The organism is Streptomyces sp. NK08204, assembly GCF_020400585.1.
Classification (GTDB): domain Bacteria; phylum Actinomycetota; class Actinomycetes; order Streptomycetales; family Streptomycetaceae; genus Streptomyces.
Genome location: NZ_JAINVF010000015.1, coordinates 140,736 through 160,862, shown reverse-complemented (window position 1 = coordinate 160,862; position 20,127 = coordinate 140,736). Strand labels below are relative to the sequence as shown.

Here is a 20,127-nt window from a genome sequence, read left to right as displayed (position 1 = left end):
GCTGGTGAACCGCGGCTTCACGATCGACGTGGCGCCGATCGGCGACGTCCAGTGGGTGGAGATCGACAACCACGACGACCTCGCCCGTGGACGGGAGATCGCATGCCGGTACTGACGCGCCTCATACCGTCGCCGGTCGTCGTGGACATCCGCCCGGGTGCCCTGGACGACCTGGCGACGGTCCTCGCCGACCAGCGGATCTCGCAGTCCGGGCGGCTCGCCGTCGCCGTCAGCGGCGGCTCCGGCGCCAGGCTGCGCGAGCGCCTCACCCCCTCGCTGCCCGGGGCCACCTGGTTCGAGGTGGGCGGCGGCGCGCTGGACGACGCCGTGCGGCTGGCGGACGAGATGAAGTCCGGCCACTACGACGCCGTCGTCGGCCTGGGCGGTGGCAAGGTCATCGACTGTGCGAAGTACTCGGCGGCCCGCGTCGGCCTGCCCATGGTCGCCGTCGCCACCAACCTCTCCCACGACGGCATCTGCTCGCCCGTGTCCATCCTGGACAACGACGCCGGCCGCGGCTCGTACGGTGTGCCGACCCCGATCGCCCTCCTCATCGACCTGGACGTCATCCGGGAGGCGCCGGTGCGGTTCGTGCGCTCGGGCATCGGGGACGCGCTGTCCAACATCTCCGCGGTCGCGGACTGGGAGCTGTCCAACCGCGTCAACGACGAGCAGATCGACGGACTCGCCGCGGCCATGGCCCGCCAGGCCGGCGAGGCCGTGCTGCGGCATCCGGGCGGCTGCGGCGACGACGGGTTCCTGACCGTGCTGTCCGAGGGCCTCGTCCTGTCCGGCATCGCCATGTCGATCGCCGGGCACACGCGCCCCTCCTCGGGTGCCTGCCACGAGATCAGCCACGCACTGGACCTGCTGTACCCGAAGCGGGCGGCCAGCCACGGCGAGCAGGTGGGACTCGGTGCCGCGTTCGCCATGCACCTGCGCGGCGACCACGACGGCTCCCTGCTGATGGCCGAGGTGCTGCGCCGGCACGGGCTGCCGGTGCTGGCGCAGGAGATCGGCTTCACCGACGAGGAGTTCGTCCGGGCCGTGGAGTTCGCTCCCGAGACCCGGCCCGGCCGGTACACGATCCTGGAGCATCTGGAGCTGTCCCCGGACGGCCTCCGCAGCGCCTACGCCGAGTATGCGGCCGCCGTCAACAGCTGAGCAGGGCCCGGTTTGACCCTCACCGGTCCAGGCCCGTAGTCTTGACCGTCGGCGTGTCCACTGAGCACGCCACATCCCCGTAAACCTCTTCCTCCCGGGCGCAGGGCTGGCCTGGGAGAGGTCGTCCATGGCGTTTCTGGGCGGCTGGCCTGCGGGGGTGCCGTGTCTTCGAGCGAAAGAGAGATCCGCGTGTACGCCATCGTGCGCAGCGGTGGTCGCCAGCACAAGGTTGCTGTCGGCGACATCGTTGAGGTTGACAAGATTTCCACCGCCAAGGTTGGCGACACGGTCGAGCTCTCGACCCTGCTCGTTGTCGACGGCGACTCCGTGACCAGCGACCCGTGGGTGCTGGCCGGTATCAAGGTCCAGGCCGAGGTCGTGGACCACCACAAGGGCCAGAAGATCGACATTCTGCGCTACAAGAACAAGACCGGCTACCGCCGTCGCCAGGGTCACCGTCAGCAGTACACGGCGATCAAGGTCACGTCCATCCCGACGGCCGCGAAGTAAAGAGGGACTGAGCAATGGCACACAAGAAGGGCGCATCGTCCACCCGGAACGGCCGCGACTCGAACGCCCAGCGCCTCGGCGTCAAGCGCTTCGGTGGCCAGGTCGTCAACGCGGGTGAGATCCTGGTCCGCCAGCGTGGCACCCACTTCCACCCGGGCGCCGGTGTCGGCCGCGGCGGCGACGACACGCTGTTCGCGCTGCAGGCCGGTGCGGTGGAGTTCGGCAGCAGCCGTGGCCGCAAGGTCGTGAACATCGTTCCGGTTGCCTGACCGAGCGATTCTTCGCGAGGCGGACCTCACTTCCCCTGCGGGAAGGCGGGTCCGCCTTTCGCGTGTTATGCAAGAGAAGATCCGCACGATTATGGAGGCACCGAACCATGACCACCTTCGTGGACCGCGTCGATCTGCACGTCGCCGCGGGTAACGGAGGCCACGGCTGTGCCTCCGTCCACCGTGAGAAGTTCAAGCCGCTCGGTGGGCCCGACGGCGGCAACGGCGGCCGGGGCGGCGACGTGATCCTCACGGTCGACCAGTCGATCACCACGCTGCTCGACTACCACCACTCCCCGCACCGCAAGGCCACCAACGGCAAGCCCGGCGAAGGCGGCAACCGCTCCGGCAAGGACGGCCAGGACCTGATCCTGCCGGTGCCGGACGGCACGGTCGTCCTGGACAAGGCGGGCAACGTCCTGGCCGACCTCGTCGGCCACGGCACCTCGTACGTCGCCGCACAGGGCGGCCGGGGCGGCCTCGGCAACGCGGCGCTGGCCTCGGCCCGCCGCAAGGCGCCCGGCTTCGCGCTGCTCGGTGAGCCGGGGGACCTCCAGGACATCGTCCTGGAGCTGAAGACCGTCGCCGACGTGGCGCTGGTGGGTTACCCGAGCGCGGGCAAGTCCTCGCTGATCTCCGTGCTCAGCGCGGCCAAGCCCAAGATCGCCGACTATCCGTTCACCACCCTGGTGCCCAACCTGGGCGTGGTGACGGCCGGTTCGACCGTCTACACCATCGCCGACGTGCCCGGTCTGATCCCGGGCGCCAGCCAGGGCAAGGGCCTCGGGCTGGAGTTCCTGCGGCACGTGGAGCGCTGCAGCGTGCTCGTGCACGTGCTGGACACCGCGACCCTGGAGTCCGACCGTGACCCGGTCTCCGACCTCGACGTCATCGAGGAGGAGCTGAAGCAGTACGGCGGCCTCGACAACCGGCCCAGGATCGTCGTCCTCAACAAGATCGACGTACCGGACGGCAAGGACCTCGCCGAGCTGGTCCGCCCCGACCTTCAGGCGCGCGGCTACCGCGTCTTCGAGGTGTCGGCGGTGGCCCACATCGGCCTGAAGGAGCTGTCGTACGCGCTCGGTGAGCTGGTCGGCAAGGCGCGCGCAGCGAAGCCGAAGGAAGAGGCCACGCGGATCGTCATCCGGCCCAAGGCCGTGGACGACGCGGGCTTCACGGTCACCCGCGAGGAGATCGGCGGCGAGCCGCTGTTCCGGGTGCGCGGCGAGAAGCCGGAGCGCTGGGTGCGGCAGACCGACTTCAACAACGACGAAGCCGTCGGCTACCTCGCCGACCGGCTCAACCGCCTCGGTGTGGAAGAGCAGTTGGTGAAGGCGGGCGCCCGCGCGGGCGACGGCGTCGCCATCGGCCCCGAGCACAACGCGGTCGTCTTCGACTGGGAGCCGTCCTTGACGGCCGGTGCGGAGATGCTGGGCCGACGGGGCGAGGACCACCGCTTCGAGGCGCCCAGGCCCGCGGCGCAGCGCCGCCGCGACCGGCAGGCGGAACGGGACGAGGCCCAGATGGAGTTCGACGACTTCGAGGCCTTCTAGAGCCGGCGAAAAGGGCGGGGCCCGGAGGAGACATCCTCCGGGCCCCGCCCTTTGTCACTGCTCGCTCACAGCTCCTTGGCCTGCTCCAGCATGCGGTCCACGACCCGCGCCGAGGCGTGGCCGTCGTCCAGGTCGCAGAACAGGTGGTGGAAACGGTCGAAGCGGTCCTGGTACTCGGCGGAGACCCGGTCGATGTCCCGGATCGAGTCGATCAGCTCCTTGGAGGTGAAGACCAGCGGGCCGGGCGAGTCCTGCTCGAAGTCGAAGTAGAAGCCGCGCAGCGTGTCCCGGTAGTGCTCCAGGTCGTAGGTGAAGAACAGCATCGGCCGCTTCAGGTGGGCGTAGTCGAACATGACCGACGAGTAGTCCGTGATCATCATGTCGGCCGCCACGTACAGGTCGGCGATGTCCGGGTACTCGGAGACGTCCCACACGAAGCCGTTGCCGGCACCCGGCACCGCGTCCACGATGTTGGAGTGGCGGCGGATCAGCAGGACGTGGTCCTCGCCCAGCCGGCGCTGCGCGTCCTCCAGGTCGATCCGCAGGTCGAACCGGTACTGCCCGGCGCTGTGCGCCAGGTCGTCACGCCAGGTCGGCGCGTACAGGACGACCTTCTTGCCCTCCGGCAGGCCGAGCTGCTTCTTCACCCGCCCGGCGATGGCGTCCTTGTCGGGGGAGTACAGGTAGTCGTTGCGCGGGTAGCCCGCCTCGAGGATCTCCCCGTCGTAGGAGAAGGCCCGCTGCAGGATCGGCGTGCTGAACCGGTTCGAGGACACCACCAGGCTCCACTGCTTGGCCTCCAGCGCCAGCTTCTCCTGGTACTGGCGGTCGAAGTGCAGTGTGTCGATGTCGTGGCCGATCTTCTTCAGCATCGTGCCGTGCCAGGTCTGGACGATGACCTGGCCGGGGCGGCGCTCGATCCAGTCCGGCAGGTGGCCGTTGGTGACGATGTAGCGGCTGGAGGCCAGTGCCTCGTACCACTCGCGGCCCCACATCCGGACCCGCTCCACGCCCTCGGGCAGGATGACCTGGCCGTCGCGCACGGCCCACAGCTGCTTGAGGTCCGTCCCGCGGGACATCAGCTCCTCGTACATCGCCTTCGGGCTGTCGGAGAACTGCTTGCCGTTGTAGCTGAGGTAGAAGACCTGGTCCTTCAGCGGCTTGTGCCGCAGGGGCTGGTACAGCTTCTGACGCAGCTGCTTCTGCCGGTACGGGCCGCGCTCCAGGTCGTCCAGCTCCGAACGGCAGTTGAGCTGCGGGAAGTCGCCCCAGCGGTTCTCCAGCCAGTAGCGGCGTCCGCCCAGCTCGGCGCGGAGCGGGAACTGCGCGGCGGCGAGGCGGTCGGTGACGAAGGGCACGTCGGGGCCGTCGGCCGGGCGCAGGAAGAGGTTCCAACGGCCCGCGCGCAGCGGTACGTTGCCGTTGCCGTTGCCGCCCAGCGTGGAGGGGTCGAAGGCGACCTCGAAGCGGCCGTCCGCGGACCAGCGCGGCTCCACGAAGCGCTCCTCGAAGCGGTTGCGGGGCTTGAGCAGCAGCCGGGCGCCGGTGAGCCGGGCGTCGGTGCGGGCGGAGATGGTGATACGGCCGTCCCGCACGGCGACCTCGTCGATCACGGCACGGCGGGTGCGGCCCGACAGCTTCAGGTAGCCGTTGTGCCCGCCGACCACGGCCAGCTCGCACAGCTCGGCCTGCTCGCCCAGCGAGGCGGGCAGGTCGTACCGCCCGTCGGTCAGGCCCTCCTGCATGACGGTGCTGAACGTGCGCTCGCCGCCCTGCGGGTCCCTGGCGACCAGCACGGTGGACCAGACGCGCTTCTCCGGCTGGGCGAGGGCGTCGACGCCCTCGTGGAACACCAGCGCCACGTCGGCGACGGGGACCTCGACGGAGAACCGGCGGTTGCCGCCCTCCTCGGTGAGGGTGGCCGGGTACTCGTGGACCTCGGCGCCCTTCTGGTTCTTCACCCGCAGGGCCACCCGCTCGCCGGCGGCCAGGGGAACCCGGATCTCACCGGTGACCCGCAGCTTCTCGCCCTCCAGCGTCCAGCCGGTGACCAGCGCCCGCACCTTCTCGACGCGCAGCTTGAGCGCGCCGCCCTCGACCGACGGCAGCATCCGGAAGTCGGCGCTCAGCCAGTGGTAGGGCGGGAAGTTGCAGGCGGCACCGCCGCTGGACTGCACGGCGGCACGGCGCACCAGGCCGGAGGCGTACAGGCCGAGGCCCACGTGCCACAAGCCCTCCTGCCACTCGCCGCCCTTGCGCAGCTTGGCGGGGTCGATGGTGACATCCCAGCCGGCCCAGTCGTAGTTGTAGCGGTCCTGGCCGGACTCGGTGGTGCGCTCGGGGCGCTCCACGTTGCGCGCGGGCAGCACGGTGCGGCGGCGGGACTTGTCCTTGCGCAGCTGAAGGACCTTCACCGCCGAGCGCTTGGACGGCAGGTCGATCTTGTCGATCCAGGCGTCGCCGGACAGCACCAGCTTGCCCTCGGACCACTGCACGTCCTGCAGCGGGGCGCGCATGCGCAGGTCCTGGTCGATGCGCAGCGCCTTGCGCGGGAAGTCCAGGTCGGCGTCGGCCAGGGAGGGGAAGGAGGCGTACTTGCGGACCAGGCCGCTGACCTCGATGGCCTCCTTGCGCCGCTGCCCGGCCAGCAGGGTGATCAGCTCGTCGAGCTGGTGCTTGCGCACCAGCAGCCACTGCACCCGCAGCTGGGTCGGCAGCGCCATGACGACCTTGGGGTCGATGTGGTCCAGGAAGCGGTTGGCGGACCGCATGAACTCGGCGCGGTACTCCTCGTCGCCGTCGGGCACCACGTTGAGGAACAGCCGCAGGTCGTCCTTGAGGACCCGGGTGTCGTACTCGTTCTTCAGCCGGGCGAAGGTCTCGCCGCGCTGCCGGCCCAGGAACTCGCTGATCTCCAGCACGGAGGTGACACGGTCGCGCACACCGGCCGGGTCGGTACGGCGCTGCGTGATGGAGGGGGCGGACTCACCCTCGCGCAGTCGCCAGTAGTAGCAGGGCTCGGAGATCACGTCGACGGCGTCGGCGAGGTAGTGCGCCCGCATCGTGACGGGCGTGTCCTCGTACAGACGGCCCTCGGGGAAGGCGAAGCCGTGCTTCTCCCAGAAGGTGCGGCGGAACACCTTGTTGCAGGCGATCCGGTCCGCGACGAGCTTGGCGTACGTCGATATGTGGGTGCGCTGGCGGGCCTCGCCGGCCAGCATCTTCATCAGCGGCACCTGCCAGGTCTTCTCGCCGCGCAGGTGCCATACGTTGCCGGTGGCGAAGTCCGAGCCGGTCTCGTCCAGGCTGCCCACCATCAGCCGGTAGGCGTCCGGGGGTATGAGGTCGTCGCTGTCGACGAACGTGACGAACTCGGACTCCGGAGCCAGGTGGGCGAGGCCGGTGTTGCGGGCGGCCCCCAGGCCCCCGTTCTCCTTGCGTATCAGCCGGAACCGCGGATCACGCTGCGCGTAGGTCTCCGCTATCGCGGCCGAGTTGTCCGGCGAACCGTCGTCCACCATGAGGACCTCGAAGTCCTGGTACGACTGGGCCGCCAGCGAGTCGAGGCAGGCCGGCAGATAGTGCTCGACGTCGTACATGGGGACGATGACACTGAGCCGAGGGGCCATAACTGGGGGATCTCCTTTTCCGGTGTTCCGGGGTCAGGCCCGCTCGACCAGTTCGAGCGCCTGGGCAGGGGTCGGTGCGTGGGGGCGTTCGGCGAACGGCACGAAGGGCAGCGGTGTCTGCTCACCGAGGAAGACGCGCCGCACCACACGCTCGGCCGCTCGCCCGTCGTCGAACTCGCAGAAGCGCTGCCGGAAGGCGGCGCGCAGCCCGGCCGCCTCGCTGCCGCTGTACTCGCCGGAGCCGAGCAGGCCGATCAGCGCGGCCTGCGAGGTGGCGACCACCCCCGGCGGCTCCTCCAGCAGGTTGAAGTAGGTGCCCCGCACCGCCGAGTAGATGTCCCAGTCGGGGGCGTAGATGATGATGGGTCGGTCCAGGACGGCGTAGTCGAACATCGCGGACGAGTAGTCCGTGATCAGCGCGTCCGCGGCCAGGTACAGCTCCTCGACCCGGGCGTGGCCCGAGACGTCGACGATACGGCCGCTGCGGCGCAGCTCGGCGACGTGCGGCGAGCTGCCGTAGAAGTAGTGGCCGCGGACCAGCAGCGTGACGCCCGGGCCGAGTTCGTCCGCGAGGCGTGCGAGGTCGAGGCTCGGCTTGAACCCGGGCTGGTACTCGCGGTGGGTCGGCATGTACAGGAACGCCCTGGTGCCGTCGGTCAGGCCGAGCGCGGCGCGGGCCCGGCGCACGTCGTCGGACGTGGCGTTCACGAGGATGTCGTTGCGCGGGTAGCCGGTCTCCAGGGAGACGTACGAGCACGGGTACACCCGCTCCCACACGGCGGTCGAGAACCGGTTGGAGCTGAGGCTGAAGTCCCAGCGGTCGCAGCGCTCGAGCAGCTTGGCGAAGTCCATGTCCGTCGACGCGGGGTACTTGCGCTGGTCGAGGCCCATGGTCTTCAGCGGTGTGCCGTGGTGGGTCTGCAGATGGACCTGGCCCTCGCGCTTGACCACCGCGTCGGCGAAGTTGACGTTGTTGACGAGGTACTTGGCGCGGGCGAGGGCCGCCCAGTACTCGCGCGAGCCCACGCGGACGTACTCCACGCCCTTGGGCACCTGGGCGACCGCGTCGGGCCGCACGGCCCACACACGGCGGATGTGCGGGGCCAGCCGGGCCAGTTCGGCGTCGATGGCCGCGGGGTTGCAGGAGACGCTGCGACTCCAGTAGGCGGAGAACAGCGCCAGGTTCTCGTCGAGCGGCAGCCGCAGCTGGGACTGGTAGAAGACGCCCATGGCACTGCGCTTGGACTTGTTGATCGCGGTGCGGGTGCGGGTCTTCACGGCCTTGCGGAGCTTGACCGCGGTGGTGGCACTGGCGAGCGTCGCGTAGGCGTCCCGCTCCAGCATGCCGTACTTGTGGCCACGGCCGCCGCCGGGGCGCTTGAAGTCCTTCGGCAGGCGGGCCCGGTAGTCGGCGGACGCCTTGTGGAAGAACTCGGCGCGCGCGTTCGACGGCAGGCGGTCTGGGCGGTCCAGGATGGTCAGGTAGTGGTCGACCATCTTGCGGAACAGCGGCTCGCGCCAGCGGTCGAGTTCGGGGTGGGCGTCGACGAAGTCGAAGACACGGCGGTACTGGTCGAAGACGTCGAAGTGCTTGCGGCTCACCGTCTTCAGGATGTTCCCGCCCTCGCGGCGCTGGCGGTACAGCACACAGACCCGGTCCAGCACGGCCATGCGCTCCGCGCTGATCAGCGAGCAGAACGTCCAGGGGGCGTCCTCGTAGTACCCCGGCGGGAAGGTCAGGCCGTGGCGGGTCACGAAGTCGCGGCGGTAGGCCTTGTTCCAGACGATCTGCAGCAGTTCCAGCAGCTGCGGACGGTCGGCGAGGGAGAAGACGTCCGGGCCGTCGGTGCTCAGCAGGTCCGCCCGCTGGTTGGGCCGTACCCGGCCGTCCCAGTAGGTACGGACGTAGTCGAAGGTGAGGATCTCGGGATCCCCGGTGGCGTCGAGGCGGTCGGCTATCGCCTTGAGCGCCCCGTCGGACAGGGTGTCGTCACTGTCCAGGAACAGGACGTAGTCGCCCTGGGCCTTCTCCAGTCCGGCGTTGCGCGCACGTCCCAGCCCCACGTTCTCCGTGAGGTGCATCACGTGCACGCGTGTGTCACGCTCGGCGTAGTCGTCGAGAATGGCACCCGAACCGTCCGGCGAGCAGTCATCGACCGCGATCACCTCGAAGTCCGTGAAGTCCTGCCCGAGCACCGAGTCAAGGCACTCGGCGACGTAGCCCTGCACCTTGTAGGCCGGTATGACGAGAGAGAGTCTGGGCATCCTTACAAACCTGTTCCGGGAGCTGATCCGCCGACTTAGCGTAAGGGATTCACTTTAAGTTTCCGCGAGTCAGGTTGAGAGACGGTTACGGGACCGCACCCGATCCCCGACAGCCGCTCCCCTGATACACGGGCAGGTCCGGAATGTCCGATTCGATTTTCCCCGGCTCATGGATGAGTCTGCTCTTCCGGAGTCTTCCGGAGACGATGACCTTGGGAGGCATGAGGATGAGCTGGCTGGTCACGGGCGGCGCCGGGTACATCGGCGCCCATGTGGTGCGCGCCATGATCGAGGGCGGCGAGCGTGTGGTCGTGTTCGACGACCTCTCGACGGGCAGCGCCGAGCGGGTGCCGGCCGGCGTACCGCTGGTCGTCGGCAGTGTGCTGGACGGGCCCCTGCTGGAGCGGACGGTTCGTGACCATGATGTGACCGGTGTGGTGCACATCGCAGCCAAGAAGCAGGTGGGGGAGTCGGTGGAGCAGCCGCTCCACTATTACCGGGAGAACGTCACCGGACTGCAGACCCTCCTGGAGGCGATGGCGGCCACCGGCGTCGAGAGCATCGTCTTCTCGTCGTCCGCCGCCGTCTACGGCATGCCCGATGTGGCGCTGGTCACGGAGGACACGCCCTGTGCGCCCATGAGCCCCTACGGCGAGACCAAGCTGGTCGGGGAGTGGCTGATCAACGCTGCAGCCCGCGCCCACGGCCTGCGTGCCGCGTCCCTGCGCTACTTCAACGTGGCCGGAGCCGCCGCGCCCGAACTGGCCGACACGGGCGTCTTCAACCTCATCCCCATGGTCTTCGAGCGGCTGGAGGCGGGGGAGGCGCCGAGGATCTTCGGCGACGACTACCCGACCCCGGACGGCACGTGCATCCGTGACTACATCCACGTCCAGGACATCGCCTCCGCGCACGTGGCCGCCGCGCAGCGCCTCGCCAAGGCGGACCCCGGCACCTCGCTGATCCTCAACATCGGGAGCGGCGAGGGCAGTTCTGTCCAGGAGATGGTCGAGCGGATCCTCAAGGTCACCGGCAACGAGCAGGTGACGCCCGAGGTGGTCGCCCGGCGCCCCGGCGACCCGGCCCGTGTCGTCGCGTCGGCGGCCCGCATCCGTGCGGAACTGGGGTGGGCGGCCCGCCACGACCTGGACGAGATGATCGAGTCCGCCTGGCAGGGCTGGCGCCACCACCACGCCTGAGTCCGGCCGGGCCTGGCTGAGCTCCCGGACCGTTCCGTCGGCCCGGGAGCGCGCATGACGCAGCTGACCTGCAGCGGTTCACCGCGCCGCTGCCTCCTGCCGTTGGGTAGCCGAGGGAGAGGCCGGAGCCCGGTGTGACGCCGCCCGCGGCCGAGCGCGGACCGGGGCGGCGGCCCCGCCGGCGAGACGCCGGGACCTGCCGTCTGCGGTGGAGAAGAGCGTGACCAGGGATGCCCGGACGGGGGCGGCGATCCGCCCGGCGTCGTCGGATATGCCCGGTTGTGGTCAGATCTGCCCGGTCGTGGTCGGCGGGGAGCTGCCGGTCAGGCTTTCAGCTCCGCCCTGTCTCCCATCACCACGACCGGGTGCTGGGCGGGATCGAGGGTCCGCAGCAGGTACCGCATCGCCGACTTGGACTGGCTCACGCACGCCGACGTGCCGCTGCCGTGGTCCATGTGCAGCCAGATGTTGCCGCCCTTGGACTGCCCCTCGGGCCGGGTCTGGTCACTGGGCGAGGTGCCCTTGATCCGGTTGTAGTCGATGGCGATGACGTAGTCGAAGTCGTGCCGGTACGCCTTGGCCCAGTAGCTGGGCGTCTGGAAGGCCACGGACCGGGTGTACGGCAGCCTGGTGCCCGGCGCGGCCAGCACACCGCCCGCGTCGCTCAGCGTGAAGACCCCCACCGGGCTGCGCCGGTCCCCTTCGTGGTGGTCCGGCGTCCAGCCCCTGCGCCCGTTGTGCGCCGGCCAGGACCGCTCCTGCTTCCAGACCGAGCCGTGCTTGGTGAAGAACACCACGGTGGAGTCGGGGGAGTTCCGGCCCGCGCCGTACACGGCGACCACCTGGCGGGAGCCGGCCGGCACCTGCCGCCACAGCCGGTCCCCGATGCCGGGTATGCGCTTCAGTACCGTGCTGCCGCGTGGCCGTGCGTCATCCGTCCGGTCGTGCGCGGCGGCGGACTTGTGGTCCGAACCGCCGCACGCCGCAAGGGACGTCACCAACAACGCGCCGCAGGCCGCAGCCACGGCCGCCCGTGTCGAACCGCCTTTTCGCATGGGGTCCATGGTCGCAGACCCCGGCCCAGGACCTCAGACCAGTACGTCCTTGTAGTAGATGCTGGCCAGCTTGCTGGTGTCGGTGCTGGAGGTGTAGGAAGCGAAGCCGCTGCACAGGCGCACCGCCTGAGGGTTGCTCGGGTCGGGGATCTGGATCGCCATGCCTTCGGGCTCGCGGTAGAGCAGGGTGTATCCGGCCTTGGTGAGCTTCTGTTCCACGGCGGCGCCGGTGTTCCAGTCCACCGTGGTGATGAAGGTGTTGCCGTCCGGCGAGGTCGAGCCGTTCGAGCCGTACGCGGAGCCGGCCAGCAGGTAGAGGTAGCTGCCGTAGCTCGCGAAACCCTGGAAGACGTCGGTGTAGCCGGGCTGGAGGTCGGCGGGCTGGGCCACGTCGGCGAGTGGCGTCCGGTTGCCCGACTTGAAGGCGGCGAGGTCGTACAGGCGGTACCGGAACGTGCCGCTGACCCGGCAGCGCACCGCGAGCCGGTTGTTGACCGGGTCGATGCCGCAGGTGGTGCGGTCGACACCGCTTTCCAGGGTGTACTGGGTGAGGCTCGGCGAGTCCGCGGTGAGGACGGTGCCGTTGGCGAATTCGAACCGGGCGAGCCGGTCGCCCCAACCTGTGTAGGTGCCGTCCGAGTTCAGGGTCCGTACGTTATGTGTCTCGGTCCACAGGTAACTGCCGGAACTGGTGGTTTCGACGCCGATCTGCACGCCGTGCCCGAATCCGCGCAGATACATGGTGCCGAGAATGCGCCCGGAGGTGTCCAGACGGGTCAGGCACAGGTCGCCATTGGCCTCGCGGTCGGCACCCGAATATGTCTGGGTTTCTCCCGGCAGCTGAAGCCCGCCGTCGACGAGTTGCACGGTGAACAGGTGTCCGCGGGTGTTGTCGAACGCGAAGGACTGCAGCACGCGCGTGCCGCTCAACTGGAACTCGCGCAGCAGTTCCTTGGAGCCGGCGGTCAGGTCGAACCGTTTGCCGGCGGTGACCGAGCCCGGGCTCACGTTGTCCTGGGCGGTGTCGCGGGAACGCGCGATCGCCTCACTCGCGCCGACGGCGACCGCCGGAACGGCCGCCGCGCCGATGGCCGCTCCGGCCATACGCAGAATGCGCCTGCGATCGAGCATGGTGATCTGAGCCCCCTTGAGAAAAGGAAAAGAGTGCCAACGCGGTGCCTTTGGCGCGCAGATGACGACATGCGGGTGCCAAGGGTGCTGGCTGAGCTGTTGGCCGGTCATTAAAGCACCTGTCAAGCGGCCGCGGTAGGGACACCGGAGCGGGGCATTCAGTTGCCCATGCAGGCGCAAAAATTTCGCCAAGGGGGCGGTGGACTTTGAGCCATCGAGGCTCGATTTCCCCCAAATGACGTGATCAAGAAGGTGGTTAGTCTCCGCTCTACGCGTGTTCGCCGTGCATTGGCTTCGTGTTGCCTCGTGCGTCGCGAGCCCGCTCTTTCAGACCGTTTGAGGTCGATGTCCGGCCAGAGGGGTGGGGGTTCGTGATGCGTGCGTCGTTGAGACGCGGCTTCGTCGTGGCTGTCTCCAGTGCGTTGTTGTCCGGTCTGGTGTCCGCACCGGCGTTCGCCGCGGCTGTTGCCGTGGCCAAGCCGAAGGACCCAACCGTCAGTGTTCCCACGCGCAAGGGCGCAGGTGTGCCCCGGCAGCAGGCGGAGCCGACCTTGACCAAGGCGCCACGGGTGACCTGGCCGAAGGGGGTGCGGGCCAAGGTCGACCTGTCGACGGCCAGGCCGGGACACGCCCTGGCCGTGTCCCCGTCGGGCAAGGTCCTCGACGCCGACGCCGGCAGCGCCGCGGCCAAGTCCGCCGTGGTCTCGCTGCGCACCCCCACCGCAGCGCAGATCCGGTCCGCGGGACTGCCCCCGCAGTCCGCGTTCGCCATCGGCCAGAAGGCCGCCAAGGACGCCCTCACCGGGAGCAAGGGACTCGACCTGGCCCCGTCCGCCGGCACTCCCGACGACGTCGATGTGCAGGTGCTCGACCGGGCGAAGATCAAGTCGATCGGCGGCGTCGGCATGGCCCTGCGCCTGACCCGCAAGGACCACAAGCCGGTCCCCGGCCCGGTCGGCGTCACCATCGACTACAACGCCTTCAAGAACGCCTACGGCGGCGACTTCGCCTCCCGGCTGCGCCTGGTGCAGATGCCCGCGTGCGCGCTCACCACACCGCACAAGCGTGGCTGTTCGCCTGACAGCCGCCGCTTCCTGCCGGTCCGCAACGACGTGAAGACGGGCAGGCTGACGGCCACGGTCTACGCCGACGCGGACCCCACCACGTCGACTGCGTCCCCGAAACCGGGCACCGCCATGATGGCCGCGGCCACCACCTCCACGGTGACTGCGGTGACGACCGCTTCCTCCTCGGGGGCCGGGGACTACCGCGCGTCCACGCTCAACCCGACCGGCAAGTGGGCCGTGACGACCGGCTCCGGCGCGTTCACCTACGACCTGCCGATCAAGCTGCCGAAGGCTCCCTTCGGCGCGACGCCGGACCTGTCCCTGTCGTACAACTCTCAGTCGGTCGACGGCCGTACCTCGGCGACGAACAACCAGGCGTCGTGGGCCGGCATGGGCTGGGACCTGGACGTCGGCTACATCGAGCGGAAGTACAAGAACTGCTCGACGGACGTCAACAACACGGTGGGTGACCTCTGCTGGCAGTCGCCGAACCACAGCACCGAGCCGGACGGCGCCGAGTACACCATCAGCCTCAACGGCGTTGACTCGGCACTCATCCAGGACGGCAACGGCACCGGTTCGTACCACGTCCAGAACGACCCGGGCTGGCGGGTGCAGCACCTGACCGGCGGACACGGCGCCGACGACGAGTACTGGGTGATCTCGACCCAGGACGGCATGCGCTACTACTTCGGCTGGGGCCGCAGTGAGCGCGACGGCTCCATCACCCACTCCGTGCTGACCGTCCCGGTGGCTGGTGACGACGACGGCGAGCCCTGCCACGCCCAGTTCCCCGAGCCCTGCACCCAGGCTTGGCGCTGGAACCTTGACCGTGTCGTGGACCCCAACGAGGTCGAGAACGCCTACTTCTACGACAAGGACCAGAACTACTACCGCTCGGTCATCAACACCGACAAGGCGCGCGTCTACGATCGGGCGAGCTACCTGACGAAGATCGAGTACGGCTGGGCCGCCCAGGTCCCCGGTGCGCTGCTTCCCGCCAAGGTCGAACTGCGGCACGTGGGGCGCTGTGTGGAGCGGATGAAGGACACCGACCCGCTGGGCAAGGAGCCCCCGGCCTGCCCGTCCATATCCGAGCAGCCCAGCTCCTACCCGGACGTGCCGACCGACCTGATGTGCGACGGCAGCTCGGCGGACAACTACTGTGCCGGCAAGACGTACTACCCCACGTTCTTCAGCACCGACATGCTCTGGGACATCAAGACCTACGTCAGCGACGACGGCGGCAAGACGTGGGACCCGGCGATGCAGTACCAGATGAAGTTCGGCCTGCCGGACCCGTCGGGCACGATCGGCAAGACGCTCTGGCTCGACTACGTCCAGCGCCAGGGCTACGGCGACGGCAAGGACCTGCGCCTGCCCGTCCTCAATTTCAACGGTGAGTGGCTGGACAACCAGGTCGGCTCCTCCACCCTCAACTTCCGCCGCGTCACGAAGGTCTATGGCGACCTGGGCGCGGTCACCAGCGTCACCTATGGCCAGCCGGACGCCTGCGACATCAACAACCCGCCCACCGAGGCCAGCAATACCCAGGACTGCTTCTGGCAGAAGTGGACGCCCGAGGGCGACACCACCGATCACTCGGGCTGGTTCAAGAAGTACCTGGTCACCCAGATCGACGAGGACCCGGGAGTGGCCCAGGGCGCCGGCACCGACGGCGACCCGGTCATGACGACGCGGTACGAGTACCACGGCGGCGCGGGCTGGCGGTTCACCAACGACCCGCTGACCCCGGACTCCGACGAGAGCTGGACCGACTGGCGCGGCTACCAGCAGGTCGAGGTCTTCACCGGCAGCAAGAGCAACGCGGCCTCCACCTACTACTGGCTCTACCGAGGCCTGGACGGCGACCGCACCTCCAAGTCGGACACCTCCGCGACCCGCAGCGTCTCGGTCACCGACGGCTTCGGCACATCCTGGACCGACTCCGCATGGCTGGCCGGCAAGACTCTGGAGCAGTCCAAGCGAGACGGCGACGGCAACTCGCACGAGCGCATCCGCAAGGAATACTGGGTCCACGACACCGCCCACTACGACGGTCTGCCCGACGCCCGCTTCGTGCGCGACAGCAAGACCACGACCGACAAACTCATCTCCGCGGGCGACTGGCGCGAGAGCGTGGTCAAGGACGAGTACGACGACACCCAGGACACCAGCACCGTCTACGGCCTGCCCATGCGCACCAACGACTGGGGCCAGGTCAACACCGACGACAACCGCTGCACCACCTACGGCCGCGCGTACAACACGTCGAACTTCCCGAACTCCGACGTCAAGCGCTGGATGGTGTTCCAGGACGAGGAGCGCCACTACGCCGCCGACTGCGCCTCCCGGGACGCCTCCAACCAGGACGCATACGTGGTGACTCTGTACGACGGGGCCACCTCGCTCGCGGAGAACGACACCAAGCTGGTGGACGGCAACGCGACGGAGAAGGACCAATACACCGACGCCGACCCGGCGCACGCGCGCAAGACGTGGACCGACTACGACGGGGCGGGCCGTGTCATCGGGGCATACGACGGCAAGCGGCAGAAGACCACCACCACCTACGACCCGGTCACGACCTGGCCCACGAACGGCGTCACGGTGACTACCCCTGACCCGGACGGCCCCGACAAGCCGGGCGCGGCGACGTCCACCACCACGTGGTACTCGCGACTGTGGGGGACGCCTTACCGGATCCTCGACGCCAACGGCCACACCACCCGGCTCGTCCACGACTCGGTGGGCCGCTATGTCCAGGTCTTCAAGCCGACGGAGATCGGGAACTACCCCACCGGCAACCCGTCGATCCAGTTCGCCTACGACACGCCGACCGGGCTCAACAGCGACGGCGTGCCCGACACGGTGACCGGCCCGACCAAGGTGACCACGGGCGTCCTGCAGTCCGGTGCCACGTATGTGAACTCCTACGACTACCTCGACGGGCTGGGTCGCAGCCGCGAGACGCAGGCCACGGCTCCGGACGGCACCGGCCGGGATGTGATCTCCACCCGTTACGACACGTCCGGCAATGTCACGGGCACCTCCGCGGCGTTCTACAACTCAGGCAAGGCCGGCATCGACGGCATGGTGCTGCCAACGGTCGCGGACCTGCCCTCCTACACCGACCCGATCTTCGACTGGGCCGGCCGGATCACGCAGACCCAGATCCTGGTCCACGGAACACCACAGGCGACGGGCCACACCCGCACCTATTACTACGGCGACTACACCACCACCCTGCCGGCCACCGGCGAACGCACCGACGCCTACACGGATGTCTTCGGACAGATCACGAAGGTCGTCGAGCACGGCCCGACCGGTGCCTCCACCACGTCGTACGCGTACACGCGCAGCGGCGAGCTCCAGAAGATCACGGATGCCAAGGGCAACGTCACAACCTACGGCTACAACTGGGCCGGTGACCGGACCTCGGTCGTCGACCCGGACACCGGCACGACCTCGACCACGTACGACGAGAACGGCAAGGTCGCCACGGAGACCGACAACGGCACGACGCTGACGTACCAGTACGACAACCTCGGTCGGCAGAAGACGGTCGCCCAGGGCACGACCCTCCTGACGGAGCTGAACTACGACACCGCCCCTGGCGGCATCGGCCAGCTGGCCTCGTCGACGAGTTACGCGAATGGCAAGGCATACACCCAGGCCGTCACCGGCTACGACGACCGCGGCCGTGCGACGGGCAAGAAGATCACCGTCCCGGACGACGGCTCCGGCTTCGCCGGCTCCTATGCGTTCGGCTACGGCTATGACCTGGCCGACCACATGACGTCGGTCTCCTACCCGGCGGTCGGCGGCCTGCCCGCGGAGACGGTGACCACCGCCTACACCGACCAGGGACGGCCGTCCAAGGTCTCCTCGCCGCTGGCGACCTACCAGTCGAATATCGACTTCGACCGGCTGGGGCGCCTGGACGGCCGGGCATACGGCACCAGCGGTTCGGACGCTACGGTCAGCCGCGCCTACTCCTTCAACGACACCGACGGCACCGGCGCGCTGTCGAACATCAAGACCACGGTCACCGCCGGCAGCACCACCACGACCGCGCAGGACGACACGTTCACCCGTGATCTCGGCGGTCAGGTGACGGGCATCACGGACGCCGTGGCCAAGCAGAGCGAGTGTTTCACGTACGACGAGCTCAACAGGCTCACCCATGCGTGGACCACCGAGGCCTCCGACGGCTGCACCGGCGCCGCCGCACCTGACCGGAGCAGCAGCCTCGACCCGTACGACCAGTCGTACACCTACGACGAGCTCGGCAACCTGATGTCCGTCAAGGACACGACGGCCGCCGGGTCGACGACCAGGAAGTACAGCTACCCCGGTTACAGCGCCGACGGCTCCACGTACACCGCTGGCCAGGCCCACCCGCACGCGGTGACCCAGGCCGGTTCCGACAGCTTCGTCTACAACGCGGCGGGTCAGATGCACACCCGCACCGTGGACGGCGTCAGCTCGACCGTCGACTGGAACCCGCAGAACCGGGTCAGCCAGATCACCCAGCACAAGGCCACCGGCGACGAGACGTCGACCTACGTCTACGACACCGACGGCGACGTCCTGCTGCGCACCTCGCCGCAGGAGAACGTGCTCTACCTCGACGGCCACGAACTGCACAAGGCCGCCGGTGCCAGCGTCAAGGCCACACGCCTGTACAGCGCAGTCGGCACCGCGGTGGCGATGCGCCAGGACGACGGCACGAGCAACGGCAAGCTGACCTGGTTCCTGAGCGACAACCAGGCCTCCACGTCCGTGCTGATCGCCATGAACGGCACGGTCACCCGACGCAAGTACACACCGTTCGGCAAGCAGCGGGGCAGCGTGGGCCTGCCGCCCTCCACCGACCGGGGCTTCCTCGGTAAACCAGAGGACGACTCCACCGGACTGTCCCTCCTCGGCGCCCGCATGTACGACGCGGCACTCGGCCGGTTCATCAGCCCCGACGAACTGACAAAGCCGTACGAGCCGCAGATCCTGAATGCCTACAGCTACTCCGGGAACAACCCCGCCAACTTCACCGACCCGTCCGGGCTGATGGAGATGATGGACAGCAGTGGGGGCGGCGGCCCGGTCGGCGGCTGCGGCACTCCAGGTTTCATCGGCCCGTGCCCGATGGCCGCCAAGGCACCGCATGTCGAGAACGATGAGCTGAGGGACATTCTCAAGGACATCTACATCAAACCGGGATCCGTCCCGGAGGTCGGCGACGGCAAGGTTGCCACGGCGCTGATCTCCGAGCTGAAAACGGGCAGGCCCACCAAGGGGCTGTGGCACATTGAGGACGCAGCCAGCCAGTTGAGGCGACTGGAGAAACTCCTCGAAAAGGATCGGAAGCCGGACAAGCCGGTTAATCTCTCCGAAGCCGACCGCAATGTCGCTCTGGCTGAGGCAGACGAGCTGTGGAGGGCGTTGGACACCAAGGATGACGCCGGTGCGGTCACGCAGATCATGAAGGACAATCCCAAGGTCTACAGTGCCGTGAAATCCGCCGTAGAGCATGCCTGGCGGGCGCCCTCGATGAAATCCGTAACGGGGGGAGAATTCGAGGAAAGCTCACATGGTGTGCCGCGGCTGAGGGGCGCGCCAACGCTTCCCAAGGTGATGGACGGGGTGGGTGTTCTGAGCGATCTGCTGTTCCTCTGGGACGGGATCAAGTCCGTCTACAATGCCGATCCGTCGTGTGACGTCATGGGAGATTGCGTTGTGCCGCAGGAGGCCTAGTATGTGACCGACGGTTCGAAGGAAGCGCCTCTCGGGGGAGTGTCCCGAGAGGCGCTTCCGCGCGTTGAATTATCGAAGGGGTAGGATTCGTGGAAGTTTCGGATTCCGCACTGGTCAGAAAACTTCTGTGGGATTGCTTTCCGGAGCAGCGGGAAGCAATCCTTGCTTTGGAGGAGGAAGAGCGGGAGGATGCGCTGCCGGATCACTGTGGACCGGTGGAGGTGGAGCAGTACGAGCTGACCAGCGTGGTCTTCGTCGAAGGGGTTCTGACGCCGCTCCTGGCTGCCGAGCCCTCGCTGAATGAGGAACTGGCAAAGCGCTGCGCGTACTTTCTGGAACGCCTCCTGGGCAGTGAGCGGCCATCCATTCATCAGATGGCGAGCATCAGGATTACTGACCACTTGCTCGGGTATCCGGAAAACTGGGTGAAGTTTCGAAAGTACGCGGGTGATCTGTTGCTCCGTGAAGTGGGGGAACGCAAGCGCTACTACAAGGGGCCCTTTCCCGACTGAGCATGCCGAACGTGCCGGA

11 protein-coding genes and 1 pseudogene are annotated in these 20,127 nt (G+C 68.4%); 8 read left to right on the top strand and 4 right to left on the bottom strand.

The genetic code is table 11. The features are described from left to right. From K7G59_RS22730 to obgE, 5 genes and pseudogenes are all read left to right on the top strand, one after another. Nucleotides 1-115, top strand: a pseudogene (locus K7G59_RS22730) (phosphocholine cytidylyltransferase family protein); the annotation flags it as partial. Then, a complete protein-coding gene (locus K7G59_RS22725) occupies nt 103-1,164 on the top strand; it encodes an iron-containing alcohol dehydrogenase family protein (protein ID WP_225837059.1) in 1,062 nt (353 codons plus the stop codon). The pseudogene K7G59_RS22730 and the gene K7G59_RS22725, both read left to right, overlap by 13 nt. Before the next feature lie 189 nt (nt 1,165-1,353). Beyond that, entirely contained in the window at nt 1,354-1,674 is a 321-nt protein-coding gene (gene rplU / locus K7G59_RS22720; RefSeq protein ID WP_028422127.1) for a 50S ribosomal protein L21, read from the top strand. 14 nt (nt 1,675-1,688) lie between these two features. Then, complete coding sequence (rpmA, locus tag K7G59_RS22715) at nt 1,689-1,943, top strand: 50S ribosomal protein L27 (protein WP_055620927.1); 255 nt, start codon at nt 1,689-1,691, stop codon at nt 1,941-1,943. Nucleotides 1,944-2,050: 107 nt separating this feature from the next. Next, a complete protein-coding gene (gene obgE, locus K7G59_RS22710; protein ID WP_225837057.1) occupies nt 2,051-3,496 on the top strand; it encodes a GTPase ObgE in 1,446 nt (481 codons plus the stop codon). A gap of 65 nt (nt 3,497-3,561) precedes the next feature. Here obgE and K7G59_RS22705 read toward each other — a convergent pair whose 3' ends face one another. Continuing rightward, entirely contained in the window at nt 3,562-7,125 is a 3,564-nt protein-coding gene (locus K7G59_RS22705) for a bifunctional glycosyltransferase/CDP-glycerol:glycerophosphate glycerophosphotransferase (RefSeq protein ID WP_225837055.1), read from the bottom strand. A gap of 33 nt (nt 7,126-7,158) precedes the next feature. Continuing rightward, nucleotides 7,159-9,390, bottom strand: a complete 2,232-nt coding sequence (locus K7G59_RS22700; protein WP_225837052.1) for a bifunctional glycosyltransferase/CDP-glycerol:glycerophosphate glycerophosphotransferase — start codon at nt 9,388-9,390, stop codon at nt 7,159-7,161. A 227-nt stretch (nt 9,391-9,617) separates the two neighbouring features. Between K7G59_RS22700 and galE the strand changes: the two genes are divergently transcribed. Beyond that, nucleotides 9,618-10,589: a UDP-glucose 4-epimerase GalE gene (galE, locus tag K7G59_RS22695; RefSeq protein ID WP_225837050.1), complete on the top strand. Its 972-nt coding sequence runs from the start codon at nt 9,618-9,620 to the stop codon at nt 10,587-10,589. Between the two features lie 323 nt (nt 10,590-10,912). Here the strand turns inward: galE and K7G59_RS22690 are convergent, their stop codons facing one another. Together K7G59_RS22690 and K7G59_RS22685 are read right to left on the bottom strand one after the other, a co-directional pair. After that, nucleotides 10,913-11,644, bottom strand: coding sequence for a hypothetical protein (locus tag K7G59_RS22690; RefSeq protein WP_225837049.1), 732 nt, complete (start codon nt 11,642-11,644; stop codon nt 10,913-10,915). A gap of 33 nt (nt 11,645-11,677) precedes the next feature. Then, nucleotides 11,678-12,775, bottom strand: a complete 1,098-nt coding sequence (locus K7G59_RS22685; protein WP_225837047.1) for a Tat pathway signal sequence domain protein — start codon at nt 12,773-12,775, stop codon at nt 11,678-11,680. 569 nt (nt 12,776-13,344) lie between these two features. On the opposite strand from K7G59_RS22685, the gene K7G59_RS22680 reads away from it, so the two are divergent. After that, nucleotides 13,345-19,596 (top strand): RHS repeat-associated core domain-containing protein, encoded by a 6,252-nt coding sequence (locus K7G59_RS22680; RefSeq protein WP_225837045.1) that lies wholly within the window; start codon nt 13,345-13,347, stop codon nt 19,594-19,596. A gap of 89 nt (nt 19,597-19,685) precedes the next feature. After that, the gene (locus tag K7G59_RS22675; RefSeq protein ID WP_225837043.1) at nt 19,686-20,108 is read left to right on the top strand and encodes a hypothetical protein; all 423 of its coding nucleotides are present in this window, start codon (nt 19,686-19,688) and stop codon (nt 20,106-20,108) included. Nucleotides 20,109-20,127: the final 19 nt, after the last annotated feature.